The following is a 15,610-nucleotide window of genomic DNA, read 5'->3' as shown; positions in this document are numbered from 1 at the left end:
GTCCCGGCTTGCCCGCGAAGAGGCCAGTATTATCAACCTGATCTCCTGGATAACCCGCACCGGCCCTTTCGCGGGCAAGCCCTGCTCCTACAAGGTGTGGCGGCGTTTTCGAGACTGATGCGCATCAGCCCAGCGCGGTTTTCTCCAGATGCTCAAGGATCAGCGGATACACATCGACCACCGCGTTCTTGCCGAACATGCAGTCGATATGGCCATAACCCGGCACCACATGGCGGCTGAACAACTCGGGGCCATGCAGATCCACCAGCCGGTCGTAGGTCCTCTCCGTGCTCTCCGGCAAATAGCACTGGTTATCGGCGCCACTGATAAAACAGATCGGCAATTGCAGCCGGCTGAAATGCGGCATGTAGACGTCGTTGCCCTTGAAGTCCACCAGGTGCCCCTTGCGGCAGATCAGCGCCAGGTGCTCGAAGGTCTGGATATTCGACTCGCCGAACAATTCATGCAGGTTGTCGTGCAGGGTTTCGTTGAGGGTGTCGTGACGGTACAGCGAGGCATACATGAAGGTGATCCGGTGACAGACCGGATTGGTGCAGTAACCCTGGGCCTCGATCCGCGCATAGACGTTGAGGGCCTTGTCATAGAGTTTGTTGAACCAGCTCTCCTTGCTGTCGGCATAGGCGGTCAGCGACTTGATGCCCACCGCCTCCAGCGCCCCCGGCAGGTGCAGGCCGGCCTTGATCCCGGTCGCCGTGGCCACCACCGTGTCCGCGGCAATCTGCGAGCAGACCACCGAGCGCACATCCTGCAGTCCCGCCAGCATCGACATGAAGAAGGTCGTGGCGCCATAGCAATGCACCACGCACTGCACATCCCGTGCACCGGTAGCCTGGCGAATCTGCGCGATGGCCGCCTTGTAGTCGTACTGGGCGATCTGGTCGCCGTTCCACTCGTGCTTGCTCGCCGGCAACAGGATGCTGACCCGGAAATCCAGCAGCCAGACGTCGTAGTCGTGCTTGCACAGGTACTCCAGCAGGTTGATCTGGATGGTATCGGTGGAGAAGATATTCGAGCCCACGCCCAACCCATGCACCAGCATCACCGGGCCTTTGCTGCCGGCCTGGTAACGGGTCAGGCGCAGTTGCACCTGGTCCTCGGTCTCGAAGAAATGCACCGTCGGCACCGGCGCATCCAGTGGCCGCTTGTGCCGGGGCGGCGCGTCCGGGTTGAAGTAGATATCGCCGGCAAACACCCCGCCGTAGCTTTCCCAGAGAATCCCGGCGAAGAACTTGCCGAAACGCGCCAGGGCCTCGATGCGCTCGCGCTCGTTACGGGCATTGAGCACCTTCATGGTGGTCATCTGCTTGGCGAAGTCGGCGGGCTTGATATGCATGACCCCGGAGCCGATCACCGCGCCGGTCTTGTCCGGGCCTTGGTAGAGCGTGACGTAAAGGGTGCTGGTGTCCGGCCAGATATTCAGCACACCGTTGTCTTCGGGCACGGTCTTGAAGGCACTGAAGAAATAGTCGCGACCGTCCTCGGCGGTCAGCTTCATGTCGTAGTTCATATGGCGCACGCCGACCTGTTCCTGGTACTGCTCGAACAGATTGAACACGCCGTTGCTGGCGGTCAGCGGATAAGGCGACAGCGCAGGGGCATTGAGGGTGCCGACCAGGGTCGCGGCATGCTCCGGCTCCTTGATCAGGCGATTGAGGTCGTTGCCGGTGATGGTCAGGGTGAACTCGATGGGTGAGTTCTGCGCCTCGCCGCTCTTGGCGGCCGCCTGGTAGACCGCCAGGTCGGTGCCATGGGGCTGGGTGAAGTCCTTGGAGAAATAACCCTTCATGGTTTCGGTGAACTGCACCCCCAGGGTCGGCGGCGGCACCGGCTTGCGCGGTGCCGAGGGCAGGCGGTAGTCGATGACCCAGCCGCGATCGGCCGCCAGCAAGCCCATGTTGCGCTCACTGACCGCCGAGATGGTCAGCAGCGGGTTGACCGCCAGGGAAGTCGGAATCACCGCCCCGTCGGTCACATACAGCCCCGGATAAACCGCATCGCCGTGGCTCCCGCTGAACACCTGGCCCTTGTGATTGACCACGCCTTGCGCGGCATCCTCGCCCATCACGCAGCCACCCAACGGGTGTACCGAGACGATGCTGTGCTTGAGCAACTTGGTCCAGATCGGGTTCGGCACCCAGACCCCGCCCAGGGCCTTGGTCGACTGATGCAGGCGCTCGTTGCCGAGCTTGAAGTTCTCCTGCTCGCCCACCCCGGGCCAGTCGATACGCAGCTGGTCCTTGTCGTCCAGCAGCATGCGGCCCTTGCCGTCGTCATGGCTCATGATCAGGTAGGTCTGCATATTGTGCAGCGCGCCGTAATACGGGCCGCGCAGAAAGCTCTCGGCCTCGCGGGCCTTGTAGTGGAGCTGGGCGCTGACGCCCTTGTCGGTGGCCTCGCCGATCATCCCGGCAAACCCGGCCATGGCCGGCACCATCGGCCGCCCCAGCGCGCCCGGGATCGAGCCCTCCTCGATCACCATGCGACTGCGCCAGTCACCTTCGGTGCGCATATCGATGATCGAGGTGATGCACGGCCCGACCGGCTCCATCTCCTTGGCCGAGTGGGCGCCGAAACCGATGCCGTTGATGGTCTGCTCGCAATTGTGGCCGAAGCCGAGGATATCGCCGTTGCCGCTCATGTTTTCGCCGAGCTGGTCGGACATCGGCACGCCCTTGCTGCGCGAACGCAGGAGGATTTCCGTGGAACCCAGGGTGCCGGCGGAAACCACCACCACGTTGGCTCTGACAAACAGGGTCGGTGCCGAGAACTTTTCCCGGCCGCTGTCCAGGTACTGGAAGTGCACGATCCAACCGTCACCGTCGCGCTCCAGATGGCGCACCTCGGCCTGGCAGAAAATCTCCGCGCCGTGGTTCCAGGCATCCGGCAGGTAGTTCATCAGGGTGGTGTTCTTGGCCTTGTTGTTACAGCCTGAGACACAGTCGCCGCACTGGTTGCACGGCAGCTGTTCAACGCCGACATGGTTGAGGTTGTTGGGCAGCTTGTCGAAGGTCACGTTGATCGGTGGCGTATAGAAATGCGCTTTTTCCTCGAGAAAGTCCGCCGACTTGCGGTTGGCGTCCAGCTTCGCCAGTTTCGGTCCGGAGGCCGGATACGGATTGGGCTTGAGCATTTCCCGAGCCCGCGCATAACCTTCGGCCAGCAGCGTGTCACGATGATCGCGTACCGCCTGGGGCCAGCGCGGATCCTCGAAGACCCCCGGTTCCGGCTCCAGGGAGACGTTGGCGTTGATCAGCGAAGTCCCGCCCAGGCCGCAACCGACCACCACGTTCTGCTGGGTATTGACGTGCAGGTCGAACAGACCGGTGCGCGAACCGATATGGCCATCCGGGTCATGCACCTGCAACTCCTCCGTCGCCGCGATCATGGTGTTGGGGTATTCCCCCGGCTGGATCTCCCGTCCGCGCTCCAGCAGGCAGACACTTTTCCCGGCCCGCGCCAGCCGCGAAGCGGCGATACCGCCGCCGTAACCGGAACCGATCACGATGACGTCGTAGCGTTCCTTGATTTCACTGATGGACGTCGAAATCCGTGTCATGACTATCTCCCTGAGCGTGGGCATGGCTGGCAGAAACGTTGTGTACCTGAGCCTTGAGTCAAGGTGGCGCCCAAGAGGGTGTCAATAAACACCCTTAGAACTGTATGAAATTTGATCTATAGCGCTATGGGCTATAAGAGCCGGGGCTTTGCGGCCTTAGCGAACAACTTATCCACAGAGCCACCCACAGTAAATGTGCGCAAGTAGCGCTTTATGCACCTTCGACACTGAAGGAATCTGAATAAAATCCGTGACTTATTCAGAAAGGTCTATTCAGGCAGTCTTTGATCGTTTTTTAATCAAAACCTTGCAGACCACGTTTTTAAAGGCCTATAGAGGACCGCGAACACCTTATCCACAGAAGCGCCAACAGACTTTGTGTGCAAGTCGGGCACTTTTCCAGTCATCTGTGGAAAACCGCTGAAAGCCGCGAGATATGAAGGTTTCAGGCCGGTCGAGTGCCGTAAAAGGCCTGTTTGGGTGTTTTTTGATCAATCCTCTACAGACCATATAAAACAAGGCCTACAGAGGACAGCAAACATCTTATCCACATATACGCCAACAGACTTTGTTAACAAGTCGGCGCCCAAGCGAACCTCGGCAACGCCCTTATCCACATAAAAATCCGAATAAAAACCGTCGGTTAGGTTGATCATTTTTCATACGAAGGGCTACAGACGTTGATTGGCATGGGCTGTAGCCATGCACAAACACCTTATCCACAGGCCGGCCCACAGTCTCTGTGGACACTTGGCCGTCAAGCGAAGGCTTGTGGTTTTACACGGCGGGAAATGAAGCCCTCAAGCGTCCGACTACACTCTGTCCACAACGCGCCATGTTCTTGCAGTGGAGGTATGGAGGTGTCTTGGCCACACGCTTTGCGAGAGAACCCGATGCGCCATCCATACACCCTGCTCGTCGTCTTCTACCTGATCCTGGCCGGCAGCGCCGAGGCCAACTGTTTTCAGGACGCCGGCGAGCGTTATCACATCGACCCGCTGCTGCTCTACGCCATCGCCCAAGTCGAGTCGGGCATGAACCCGGCGGCGCTCAATATCAACCGCGACGGCAGCCGCGATATCGGCCTGATGCAAATCAACAGCCGCCATCTGCCGCGCCTGGCGGCCTTTGGTATCGACGAGCACAAGCTGCAGAGCGAGCCCTGCACCAGCGTCATGGTCGGGGCCTGGATTCTGGCGCAGTTCATTCAGCAGTTGGGTTACGGCTGGCCGGCCGTGGGGGCCTACAACGCCGGCGCCCTGCCGGAGCAGGGCGACGGACGCGAGCACTATGCGTTGCAGGTGTGGCACTACTACCGTGAGTTGTTGGTGCTGTACCGATCTACACGGCGCTGAACGGGCTTCAGCGCAGCACGCCTTCCTCGATCAGCAGCTTGAGAATGGCATCGGCTCCGGCCTCGGCACTGACGCCCTTGAGCACCTGCCCACCGCCGCCGCTGGCCTTGGCCGTGGCCGCTTTCATCCGGTCGGCGCCGCTCTTGGCCTTGATCACCTTCAAGCGCTTGGGCCGTGGCTTGGCCGGTTGCAGCAAGGCGCCTGTGAATAACTCATCCTCCAGCACCTCCACTTCCTCGGCCTGCAGCACACCCCGTTGCGCCGGGCCGTAGGCGCTCTGCCGTGGCTTGGGCGCGGCGTTATCCACCGTCGCGAGAAACGGCAGACGGACTTTCAAACGACGCCGCTGCCCCCGCGGCAAAGCTTGCAGCACATGGGCCACGCCGTGTTCGATGGACTCGACCTGGGCCAAGCCCACCACCAGCGGCCAACCGAGGTTTTCCGCCAGCAGGAACGGCAGCATGCCCGAGCCTTCACCGGTTTCCGCCTGGCTGCCGGTGAGCACCAACTGGGCGCCGGCGTCGCGCAGATAATCGGTCAGGACTGGCAGCGCATCGGCGCCGGCCGGTTGTTCCAGCACCCGCAATTCGTCCAGGCCCATACCCAGGTAAGCCCGCAGCGCCGGCTCCGAGACATCGCCGGCATGCACCACCTGCAAGTTATCCCCAGCCAGTTGCAAACCCAGTTCCACCGCGCGGGCATCCTGTTCGGCGCGACGGGCGCGGCCCGAGGTGGGGTGGGCGCCGATGGAGACCAGGCTGATTACATTCGTACTCATGACGTCATCCCTACCTTAAGCCGCATCGCGCTTGGCGCCGTTGCGGTATGCCGTCACCGCCGCGATCAGGGCGCGGAAGATCTCGCTGCTTTCGCCGATCACCGACAGGTCGGCCCGCTTGATCATGTCGCAACCCGGATCGAGGTTGATCGCCACCACCTTGTCGCAGGCACCGATACCTTGCAGGTGCTGGATCGCCCCGGAAATCCCCACGGCCACGTAGACCCGTGCGGTGACCCAGGTGCCGCTGGCGCCGACCTGGCGCTCACGGGCCATAAAGCCGTCGTCCACCGCCACCCGTGATGCGCCTTCGGTGGCGCCCAAGGCCGCCGCTGTTTCGTGGAACAGCGCCCAGTCCTTGACCCCGTTGCCGCCGGAGAAAATAAATTCGGCTTCGGCCATGGGAATCGCCCCTGGGTCCACCGCCACCGCGCCGAGATCTTCGATCCTCGGCAAGCTGCGCACCACGCTTGTGGATAACTCCACGGGCAAGGCTTCATGACGGGTTTCGCTGACCGGCTCGGCGCATTCGGCGGCGGCCAGGATCAACCGGGCCAAGGGTCGCGCCAAGTCCTGCAGGCCTGCACCGGCACGGCCGATGCACTCCTCGCCCTTGACCTGCCAGACCCGCGTGGCCGGGCGCTCACCCAGGCTCGCGGCCAGGCGGCGGCCCAGTTCACCACCACCGCTGCGGCTGTCCGGCAGCAACCAGTGACGGGGATTGAACTGGTTATCCACAGCCCGCAGGCCCTGGACCCGTTGTTCCGGTGAATAACCGCTGAACTCATTGCCGTCGAGCACCAGCAGGCGGTCGACGCCGGCGGTTTCGAAAGCGGATTCCTTGTGCTCGCCAAAGACCACGGCCAATACCGCGCCGTCCTTGCCGGCCATCTGATGGGCCAGGCCCAGCAGGTCGCGGTCGTGACTGCTCAGGCGACCGCCGACCATATCCGGTACCACGCTGATATAAAACGCCGGTTGCGGCACCTGATGCAGTGGCAGCAGCACTTCGACGCTGGCCGAACGCTTGGTGGCGCCGCCCTGCTGGGCGCCGCTGCGGTCGATGCGCTTGATGCCGTTGGGGCCGATAAAGCCGACGCCATGGACATTCTTGCGGACCAGGCCGTTAGGCCCCATCCAGCTCTGTTGCTGCGGTTGCATGGCCGCGTGCAACGGGTGCAGGCGGTTACGGGCGATCCACTCGGCGCGAGGGTCGCGGCGGATAATATCGCTCATCAGTGCACCTCCGCGGGTTCACGCTTGGGGGCTGGTTTGCTCGGCGCCGCTTCTTCAAGCAGGGCGTCGGCCACCAACTCGGCCAGATCCTTGATCAGCGGACGCGGTTCGACCACGCCTTCGAGCATCGCCGTGCATTGCGGGCAACCGACCGCCACCAGTTCGGCACCGGTTTCGCGGATGTCGTCCATGCGCATATCGGGAATCCGCTGCTTGCCGGGAATATCGGTGATCGGCGCGCCGCCACCGCCGCCGCAGCAACGGGAACGGAAGCCGGAGCGCTGCATTTCCTTGACCTCGATCCCCAGGGCCCGCAGTACATCGCGCGGCGCTTCATACTCGCCGTTGTAGCGGCCGAGGTAGCACGGATCGTGATAGGTCACGCTGTTGCCTTTGTGCTGCCCGAGGTTCAGGGCACCGGCGCCGATCAGTTCGGCCATATAGGTGCTGTGATGCTGCACCAGGTACTCGCCGCCGAAAGCACCGTATTCGTTTTTCAGCACATGGAAACTGTGGGGGTCGCAGGTGACGATGCGCTTGAAGCTGTATTTGGCCAGGGTCTGGATATTGCGTTTGGCCAACAGCTGGAAGGTTGCCTCGTCGCCCAGGCGCCGGGCCACGTCACCGCTGTCGCGCTCTTCCAGGCCGAGTACCGCGAAGTCGACCTTGGCCGCCTTCAGCACTTTGACGAAAGCACGCAGGGTCCGCTGGTTGCGCATATCGAAGGCACCGTCGCCGACCCAGAACAGCACGTCGGTGGTTTTCTTCTCGCCGAGCAGGTTGAGGTTCAGGTCCGCCGCCCAGTTCATCCGACCGCCCGGGGCGAAACCGCCGGGGTTGTCGGTGGCGATCAGGTTTTCCAGGACTTCGGCGCCCTTGTTCGGGGTCGCGCCTTTTTCCAGGGTCAGGTGACGACGCATATCGACGATGGCATCGACGTGCTCGATCATCATCGGGCATTCCTCGACGCAGGCGCGGCAGGTGGTGCAGGACCACAGGGTCTCGGCGTCCACCAGGCCGTTGACGATCGGCTGGTGCGGGTTACCTGCATGCTCGCCGATGGCTTTGCCTGGATACGGGCTGCCGGCGAAGTTCGCGTCGGTGCCACCGGCCAGGCCGACCACCATGTCCTGAATCAGTTTTTTCGGGTTCAACGGCTGGCCGGCGGCGAACGCCGGGCAGGCGGCTTCACATTTACCGCACTGCACGCAGGCGTCGAAGCCCAGCAGTTGGTTCCAGGTGAAGTCCTTGGGTTTCTCCACGCCCAGCGGCGCCTTCGGGTCGCTCAGGTCCAGCGGCTTGAGGCCGGTGGAACGGCCGCCGCCGAAGCGTTCGGCGCGACGGTGCCAGGCCAGGTGCAGGGCACCGGCGAAGGCGTGCTTCATCGGGCCGCCCCAGGTCATGCCGAAGAACAGCTCCGACACGCCCCACAGCACACCAAGACCGAGGATCAGCGCCAGTACCCAACCGCCGAAATCTTCCGGAAGGATGCCGGCCACCGGCAGGGTCACCAGGAAAAACGACGCCGAGAACGCCAGCAGGCTTTTCGGCAGGCGCATCCACGGGCCTTTCGACAGACGGGAAGGCGGGTTGCGGCGACGCAGGTAAACAAAGATCGCACCGACAAACATCAGCGCCGACATCAGCAGCAAGGCATAGCCGAGGATGCGGTTATGCAGGCCGAAACCGTGCACCAGGATCGCCAGGACGATGGATGCCACTGCACCACCGGCCGTGGCAACGTGGGTGTTGGCAATGTATTTGTCCCGCGCCACCACGTGGTGCAGGTCGACCATATAGCGCTTGGGCATGGCGAAAAGGCCGCCGAGCAGATCGACTTTCGACGGTCGGCCGCGACGCCACATGGCTACCCGCCGCAGCGCGCCGAGGACGGCAAGGCCCAGGGCGGCAAACAACAGGATGGGAAGAAGGGTGTTCAACATGGTGCAGCTCCCAAAGACCTCGGGTCTTGCAAGGGTTCATGTGCGTTCCGATGAAGGCTGCGCACCTACTTGTGGCGAAGGGGATGCACCTATCAGTCAAGGCCGAACACCGTCCCTGTAGGAGCAGGGCTTGCCCGCGAAGCTTTTAGCGGCCTCAAGGGCCCCTTCGCGGGCAAGCCCTGCTCCTACAAGGTTATGTGGCGTTTTCGATATCCCATTTCCTGACTGATGGACCTGCCCCTTCACCACAGGTGATGGTGTGATGCCGTTAGAAATCCTTGCACAGACGCAACGCGTCATAGATCGCCGCGTGCGTGTTGCGCTGGGCCACACAGTCGCCGATGCGGAACAGCAAGTAACCGTCGCCCGACTCGCTCAGCGAAGGCTGCGGCTTGATCGCGAACAGGGCTTCGACATCGATCTGGCCCTTGTTGCGCGAACCTTCCTTGAGCCCGTAGTAGATTTCCTCGTCCGGACGCACGCCGTTCTCCACCACCACCTGGTCGACCACCCGCTCTTCCTTGGCACCGGTGTATTCGTTCTCCAGCACCGCCACCAGCTTGTCGCCCTCGCGATAGACCTTTTCCAGCATCATGTCGCCGGTCATGATCACTTCTTTCGGGTACATGCTGCGGTAGTAGGTCGGGAACGACGTACCGCCAATCGCTACACCCGGCTTGATATCGTCGGTGACGATTTCCACCTGGCTGCCCTTGTCGGCGAGGAAGTCGGCGACCGACATACCGGTGAACTCACAGATGGTGTCGTAGACCAGCACATTCTTGCCCGGTGCGACCTTGCCATCGAGCACGTCCCAGCTGCTGACCACCAGCCCTTCGGCGGCGCCCCAGTGTTCGTTCTGTTCCAGGTTCGGATGCCCGCCGACGGCCAACACTACGATATCCGGACGCAGGTCGAGGATAGTCGCGGCATCAGCAGCGGTGCCCAGACGCAGGTCGACCTTCAGACGCGCCAGCTCCAGCTGGAACCAGCGGGTGATACCGGCGATCTGGTCACGCTGCGGCGCTTTCGAAGCCGTGGTGATCTGCCCGCCGATGGCGTCTTTCTTCTCGAACAAGGTCACATCGTGCCCACGTTCGGCGGCCACGCGAGCGGCTTCCATCCCGGCAGGACCGGCACCGACGATCACCACCTTGCGCTTGACCCCGGTGGATTTCTCGATGATATGCGGCACGCCCATGTATTCACGGGAGGTCGCGGCGTTCTGGATGCAGAGTACGTCCAGGCCCTGGTACTGGCGGTCGATGCAGTAGTTGGCACCGACGCACTGCTTGATCTGGTCGATCTGGCCCATCTTGATCTTGGCGATCAGGTGCGGGTCGGCGATATGCGCGCGGGTCATGCCGACCATATCGACATAACCGCCTTCGAGAATACGGGTCGCCTGGTTCGGGTCCTTGATGTTCTGCGCGTGCAGCACCGGAACCTTGACCACTTCCTTGATCCCGGCCGCCAGGTGCAGGAACGGCTCCGGCGGGAAGCTCATGTTGGGGATCACGTTGGCCAGGGTGTTGTGGGTGTCGCAACCCGAGCCGACCACACCGAGGAAATCGAGCATGCCGGTGTCATCGTAATACTTGGCGATCTGCTTCATGTCCTCGTGGGACAGGCCATCCGGGTGGAACTCGTCACCACAGATACGCATGCCGACGCAGAAATCGTCGCCGACCTCCTTGCGCACGGCCTTGAGCACTTCCAGGCCGAACTTCATCCGGCCTTCGAAGGTACCGCCCCATTCGTCGGTGCGCTTGTTGACCCGCGGGCTCCAGAACTGGTCGATCATATGCTGGTGCACGGCGGACAGTTCGACGCCGTCGAGGCCGCCTTCCTTGGCCCGGCGCGCAGCCTGGGCGTAGTTGCCGATCACCCGCCAGATTTCTTCCGGCTCGATGGTCTTGCAGGTGGCACGGTGCACCGGCTCACGCACGCCCGAGGGCGACATCAGGGTCGGCCAGTTGAAGCCGTCCCAACGCGAACGACGACCCATGTGGGTAATCTGGATCATGATCTTGGCGCCATGCTTGTGCATGGCGTCGGCCAGGTTCTGGAAGTGCGGGATGATGCGGTCGGTGGACAGGTTCACCGAGCTCCACCATTCCTGCGGGCTGTCGATGGCCACTACGGACGAACCGCCGCAGATCGCCAGGCCGATGCCGCCCTTGGCCTTCTCTTCGTAATAACGGATATAACGTTCGGTGGTCATGCCGCCGTCGGTGGCATACACCTCGGCGTGGGCGGTACTGAGCACGCGGTTGCGGATGGTCAGTTTGCCGATCTGGATCGGCTGGAACATTGCTTCGAAAGCCATGGTGCGATCCTCGACTTACAACGGCTTGACGGTGAACAAGCCGTCGTCGTGACCTTCTTCGGAGCCACCGTAGACCTGCTCGGCCACGGTACGGATCGCGCTGCCGCGTGCTGCCAGGATCTGGTCCATGGCGCCGGCGAACCAGCCGGTGAACATATAGTCGACCTTGCGCCCGACCTTGCCGTAGACATAGACGAACGCCGAATGCTCGAGCTTGACGCTGGCGGTGCCTTTGTCCAGGTCAATGTCCTGGATCTTGAACAGGCCCCAGCCGCGTTGCGACAGGCGCTTCATGTAGTGCTCGAACACCGCGACGCCTTCCAGGCCATGGCATTCGGCTTCTTTTTCACACCAGTGCCAGGCGGATTTGTAGCCGGCCTTGTAGAGGATCTCGGCGTAGGCATCGGCACCCAGGACTTCTTCGATGCCCATGTGGTTGTTGACGAAGAAGTGCCGTGGCACGTAGAGCATCGGCAGGGCGTCGGACGTCCAGACACCGGTTTCGCTGTCGACTTCGATAGGCAGTTGCGGGGCGATTTTAGCCATGGGTAACACTCCAGAATTCGTTGATCGCGGCTGGCCGCTTACGCCCTGCGCGACCGGCGCGCAGGGTGTGTGTCAGTTGGGAAAAGACCGCGGCGTTATTCGCCCCAGACGTCCTTGAGGACGGTGACCCAGTTTTCGCCCATGATTTTTCGCACCACGCGCTCAGGGTGACCGCGCTTGAGCAGGGTCTCGGTGAGGTTGGGGAACTCGCCCACGGTGCGGATGCCCAGCGGGTTGATGATCTTGCCGAAGCTGGTCAGGCGACGGGCGTAGCCCTTGTCGTGGGTCAGATATTCGAAGAAGTCCTGGCCATGGCCCTGGGTGAAGTCGGTGCCGATGCCGATGGCGTCTTCGCCGACGATATTCATCACGTATTCGATGGCCTCGGCGTAGTCGTCGATGGTCGAATCGATGCCCTTGGCGAGGAACGGCGCGAACATGGTCACACCGACAAAACCACCATGGTCGGCAATGAACTTCAGTTCGGCGTCGGACTTGTTGCGCGGATGTTCTTTCAGACCCGAAGGCAGGCAGTGGGAATAGGTCACCGGCTTCTTCGATTCGAGGATGACTTCCTCGCTGGTCTTGGAACCGACATGGGACAGGTCGCACATGATGCCGACGCGGTTCATTTCAGCGACGATCTCACGACCGAAGCCCGACAGGCCGCCGTCACGCTCATAGCAGCCGGTGCCCACCAGGTTCTGGGTGTTGTAGCACATCTGCACAATGCCGACGCCCAGCTGCTTGAAGATCTCGACATAGCCGATCTGGTCTTCGAAAGCGTGGGCATTCTGGAAGCCGAAGAGGATGCCGGTCTTGCCCAGCTCCTTGGCCTTGCGAATATCGGCGGTGGTGCGCACCGGCATCACCAGGTCGCTGTTCTCGCGGATCAGTTTCTGGCTCGAGGCGATGCTGTTGACGGTGGCCTGGAAGCCCTCCCACACCGACACGGTGCAGTTGGCGGCGGTCAGCCCGCCTTTGCGCATGTCCTCGAACAGTTCGCGGTTCCACTTGGCAATGATCAGCCCGTCGATAACGATGCTGTCGGCGTGCAGTTCGGCTGGGCTCATCAGGCTGTCCCCTATTAGCGATTCACGCGCCGAATCGTCTGCCGGCGCTTTGGGGTCAGCATATGCCCAGGGGACCGGAGAGCCGGGTGCAAAAACGACAGGGGAATTGCCGAAAGCGTCAATCCGCGACAAAGGGGCGTTGCCATGGGCATTTCCGGCCCGTAGGTTTAAGTACTTGTCCATGTACGACTATTCTTTGGCCCGGGCTTGAGACAGAATTGCCCTCCATCGCTCTGCCACCTCTATTGATCAAGGATCGGGACGCCGCAATGAAATCGATTTTCCTGGCTTTGGCGCTTGTCAGCCTGGGTGCCCACGCGGCCGAAGACGCGGACAACTCGCCCTGCGACGCGGTCGAAAACGACCAGCAGACCCTGGAGTGCGCCACCTACAGCAAGAACACCGCCGAGCAATTGCTCAAGGAAAACTTCGAAGCGCTGCTGGAGCGGGTCAAGACGCAATACGCCAATGACAAGGCGCAAGCAGCCGATATCACCGGCAAGCTGCAGGCGGCCCAACAGCTCTGGATCAAGTCGCGGGATGCCGATTGCGCCATTGCGCCGCTGCCGGCCAAACCCGGGAGCAAGCCGTTCACCATCGACCAGTACGACTGCCTGGCGAGCAAGAGCGACGAACGGTCGGAGTTTCTTGAGTCGATTGCCCAGGAATAATCCCGGGCGGCTGTCTACACTGGAGCGCATCCCGTCCTGAATTGGCTGTACAGGCGAGTCGTTGACGATCATCACAGGATCTTCATATGCGCTCACTTTCAGCCATTCCGCTGTATGCCTTGGCGATTTTTCTCGCCATTGTGCTGTTTATTGAAATCGGTCGCCGCATCGGCAACCACCATCTGGCCCTTGACCCCGAGGGTGCGCGGACCGGCACCAGCGCCGTCGAAGGCGCGGTTTTTGGCCTGTTGGCGCTGTTGATCGCCTTCACCTTTTCCGGCGCGGCCACCCGGCTGGATGCCCGGCGCAATCTGATTGTCGAAGAAACCAACGCCATGGGCACCGCCTGGTTACGCCTGGATCTATTGCCGCCGGCCAACCAACCGGCCTTGCGCCAGGCGTTTCGCGACTATGTGGACGCACGCATCGCCTACTACCGCGACCTCAACGAACTCGACCATTCCAGCCTGGACAACGCGCGGGGCAATGCCTTGCAGCTGGAGATCTGGAAACAGTCGGTCGCCGCGCTGCCGCAGATGCCCACGCCGGCGCTGGGCTCCAATCTGCTGCAAGCCCTCAACTCGATGATCGACATCACCACCACCCGTGGGGTGGCACAGGAAACCCACCCGCCGCTGGTGATCTACCTGATGCTGGTCGCCCTGACCCTGGTCAGCGCCCTGTTCATCGGCTACGACATGGCCGGCACGGCCAGGCGCAACTGGCTGTACAGCCTGGGTTATGCGCTGGTGATGGTCTGTGTGCTGTATGTGATCCTGGATTTCGAGTACCCGCGGATCGGCCTTATCCGCGTCGACTACTTCGACCAGATCATGCTCGACCTGCGCAAAACCATGGATTAACGCGCCCTGCACGGGCCACGGACAGCGACTAGACTGGGCAGTGAACCCACTCATTCAAAAGGAACTTGAATGTACGCGCCCCGAGAAACCGAACATGACTACCTCTTTACCCGAGGCGTCCTGCTGCTTTTCCTGATTTTCCTGGCCTTTGGCATGGCGGCGTTATCCAAGAGCGGCGGGCTGCTGTATGCCGCCATCAAGGCGGCGCCACGGGAAGTGACCGGCACCATCACGCAAATCATCGACACCCGCAGACAGGCGTCCCCAGCGGATATCTACTACGCCTTCGACTACGAGTTGGGCAACCGCGGCCAGGGCGTTCACTCCCTGAACGCGATGGTGGCGAACCCGACGTACCAGATCGGCGATCATGTGCAGATCGTCTATTCCGACTGGTTTCCGAGCTTTCACAGCCTGAAGAGCGAATTCAGCTTCAAGCGCGCGGACTTCTACATCTTCAGCGCCAGTGTGAGCCTGATTGCGCTGTGCCTTTGCCTGCTGTGCTGGAATTACCGGCAGATGGCCAGGTTTCGTGAGGAGGGTGTCTACTACTGAGCGCCTCCGGCTAATCGCCGCTGCCCCACTGTAGGAGCGAGCTTGCTCGCGATGGATGGCCAGACACCACGGGGTATCAGACTTCCCGCGTTATCGTTGACCACCATCGCGAGCAAGCTCGCTCCTACAAGGGGTAACATGGCGCCTCCCCCAACGCTCCAAGGACTCCAATGACCCTCTGCGGCATCGAAATCAAAGGCAGCGAAGCCATCTTCGCCATCGCCACCTTGCAGGGCAGCGCCCTCGCGCACGTGGCCGTCGCCATCAAGAAAATCGCCCTGGACGAGGATGACGAGGCCGCCAACGTCAAAGCCTTCGCCGCCCAAGTCAAGGCGTTCGTCCAGGACGCGGGCATCGAGCGGATTGCTATCAAGAAGCGCAGCAAGAAAGGCGAATTTGCCGGTGGGCCGACCACTTTCAAGATCGAAGGGATTTTCCAGTTGCTGGAAAACTGCGAGGTGACGCTGCTGTCACCGCAGACCATCAACGCGCAGAACAAGAAGTTCGACTTCGCCCTGCCGGCCACGCTGAACAAATATCAGCATGAAGCCTATAAGACGGCCTGTGCGGCGCTGATGAAAAAGTAAGCCGGGTCTTTCAACACCGCCACCCTGTAGGAGCCGGCTTGCTGGCGATGAGGCCAGAGAGTCTTGCATCGCCTTATCGGCCGCCATCGCCAGCAAG

The 15,610-nt window shown here is 61.8% G+C and carries 12 protein-coding genes; 5 read left to right on the top strand and 7 right to left on the bottom strand.

Features of this window, described 5'->3' with window-relative positions; all coding sequences use genetic code 11:
• Positions 1–124: 124 nt before the first annotated feature.
• Positions 125–3,577, bottom strand: a complete 3,453-nt coding sequence (locus HX830_RS23665) for an alpha/beta fold hydrolase (protein WP_177102950.1) — start codon at positions 3,575–3,577, stop codon at positions 125–127.
• A gap of 893 nt (positions 3,578–4,470) precedes the next feature.
• Here HX830_RS23665 and HX830_RS23660 point away from each other — a divergent pair.
• The gene (locus HX830_RS23660) at positions 4,471–4,932 is read left to right on the top strand and encodes a transglycosylase SLT domain-containing protein (protein ID WP_152741108.1); all 462 of its coding nucleotides are present in this window, start codon (positions 4,471–4,473) and stop codon (positions 4,930–4,932) included.
• 7 nt (positions 4,933–4,939) lie between these two features.
• On the opposite strand, the gene etfB is transcribed toward HX830_RS23660, so the two are convergent.
• The 6 genes from etfB to HX830_RS23630 form a co-directional block, all read right to left on the bottom strand.
• Positions 4,940–5,710 carry an electron transfer flavoprotein subunit beta gene (gene etfB / locus HX830_RS23655; protein WP_103495262.1) on the bottom strand — a complete coding sequence of 257 codons (771 nt, stop codon included), beginning with the start codon at positions 5,708–5,710 and terminating at the stop codon, positions 4,940–4,942.
• A gap of 15 nt (positions 5,711–5,725) precedes the next feature.
• Positions 5,726–6,946: an electron transfer flavoprotein subunit alpha gene (gene etfA / locus HX830_RS23650; protein WP_103495261.1), complete on the bottom strand. Its 1,221-nt coding sequence runs from the start codon at positions 6,944–6,946 to the stop codon at positions 5,726–5,728.
• A complete protein-coding gene (gene dgcB / locus HX830_RS23645; RefSeq protein WP_177102948.1) occupies positions 6,946–8,889 on the bottom strand; it encodes a dimethylglycine demethylation protein DgcB in 1,944 nt (647 codons plus the stop codon). The genes etfA and dgcB overlap by 1 nt, the downstream gene beginning before the upstream one ends.
• A gap of 268 nt (positions 8,890–9,157) precedes the next feature.
• Positions 9,158–11,218 (bottom strand): dimethylglycine demethylation protein DgcA, encoded by a 2,061-nt coding sequence (gene dgcA, locus HX830_RS23640; RefSeq protein ID WP_152741111.1) that lies wholly within the window; start codon positions 11,216–11,218, stop codon positions 9,158–9,160.
• Between the two features lie 15 nt (positions 11,219–11,233).
• Positions 11,234–11,764 (bottom strand): DUF5943 domain-containing protein, encoded by a 531-nt coding sequence (locus tag HX830_RS23635; protein WP_100942520.1) that lies wholly within the window; start codon positions 11,762–11,764, stop codon positions 11,234–11,236.
• A 95-nt stretch (positions 11,765–11,859) separates the two neighbouring features.
• Positions 11,860–12,837, bottom strand: coding sequence for a dipeptidase (locus HX830_RS23630; RefSeq protein ID WP_100942521.1), 978 nt, complete (start codon positions 12,835–12,837; stop codon positions 11,860–11,862).
• Positions 12,838–13,106: 269 nt separating this feature from the next.
• Here HX830_RS23630 and HX830_RS23625 point away from each other — a divergent pair, with 269 nt between their 5' ends.
• The 4 genes from HX830_RS23625 to HX830_RS23610 all read left to right on the top strand — a co-directional run bounded on the left by HX830_RS23625 (position 13,107) and on the right by HX830_RS23610 (position 15,513).
• Positions 13,107–13,508 (top strand): lysozyme inhibitor LprI family protein, encoded by a 402-nt coding sequence (locus HX830_RS23625; protein WP_103495258.1) that lies wholly within the window; start codon positions 13,107–13,109, stop codon positions 13,506–13,508.
• Between the two features lie 86 nt (positions 13,509–13,594).
• Positions 13,595–14,371, top strand: a complete 777-nt coding sequence (locus HX830_RS23620) for a bestrophin-like domain (RefSeq protein ID WP_177102946.1) — start codon at positions 13,595–13,597, stop codon at positions 14,369–14,371.
• 69 nt (positions 14,372–14,440) lie between these two features.
• A complete protein-coding gene (locus tag HX830_RS23615; RefSeq protein ID WP_103495256.1) occupies positions 14,441–14,926 on the top strand; it encodes a DUF3592 domain-containing protein in 486 nt (161 codons plus the stop codon).
• A 170-nt stretch (positions 14,927–15,096) separates the two neighbouring features.
• A complete protein-coding gene (locus HX830_RS23610; RefSeq protein WP_100942527.1) occupies positions 15,097–15,513 on the top strand; it encodes a DUF3010 family protein in 417 nt (138 codons plus the stop codon).
• Positions 15,514–15,610: the final 97 nt, after the last annotated feature.

The sequence above is a fragment of the Pseudomonas gingeri genome, assembly GCF_013385425.1.
GTDB classification, from domain to species: Bacteria; Pseudomonadota; Gammaproteobacteria; order Pseudomonadales; family Pseudomonadaceae; genus Aquipseudomonas; species Aquipseudomonas gingeri_D.
The sequence above is the reverse complement of the archived record's forward strand: the minus strand, read 5'-3'. Positions and strand labels throughout refer to the sequence as shown.

Bases quoted from the DNA above. Each gene is read 5' to 3' on its own strand.
- HX830_RS23665 (WP_177102950.1), bottom strand. From the start codon at position 3,577: ATGACACGGATTTCGACGTCCATCAGTGAAATCAAGGAACGCTACGAC.
- HX830_RS23660 (WP_152741108.1), top strand. From the start codon at position 4,471: ATGCGCCATCCATACACCCTGCTCGTCGTCTTCTACCTGATCCTGGCC.
- etfB (WP_103495262.1), bottom strand. From the start codon at position 5,710: ATGAGTACGAATGTAATCAGCCTGGTCTCCATCGGCGCCCACCCCACC.
- etfA (WP_103495261.1), bottom strand. From the start codon at position 6,946: ATGAGCGATATTATCCGCCGCGACCCTCGCGCCGAGTGGATCGCCCGT.
- dgcB (WP_177102948.1), bottom strand. From the start codon at position 8,889: ATGTTGAACACCCTTCTTCCCATCCTGTTGTTTGCCGCCCTGGGCCTT.
- dgcA (WP_152741111.1), bottom strand. From the start codon at position 11,218: ATGGCTTTCGAAGCAATGTTCCAGCCGATCCAGATCGGCAAACTGACC.
- HX830_RS23635 (WP_100942520.1), bottom strand. From the start codon at position 11,764: ATGGCTAAAATCGCCCCGCAACTGCCTATCGAAGTCGACAGCGAAACC.
- HX830_RS23630 (WP_100942521.1), bottom strand. From the start codon at position 12,837: ATGAGCCCAGCCGAACTGCACGCCGACAGCATCGTTATCGACGGGCTG.
- HX830_RS23625 (WP_103495258.1), top strand. From the start codon at position 13,107: ATGAAATCGATTTTCCTGGCTTTGGCGCTTGTCAGCCTGGGTGCCCAC.
- HX830_RS23620 (WP_177102946.1), top strand. From the start codon at position 13,595: ATGCGCTCACTTTCAGCCATTCCGCTGTATGCCTTGGCGATTTTTCTC.
- HX830_RS23615 (WP_103495256.1), top strand. From the start codon at position 14,441: ATGTACGCGCCCCGAGAAACCGAACATGACTACCTCTTTACCCGAGGC.
- HX830_RS23610 (WP_100942527.1), top strand. From the start codon at position 15,097: ATGACCCTCTGCGGCATCGAAATCAAAGGCAGCGAAGCCATCTTCGCC.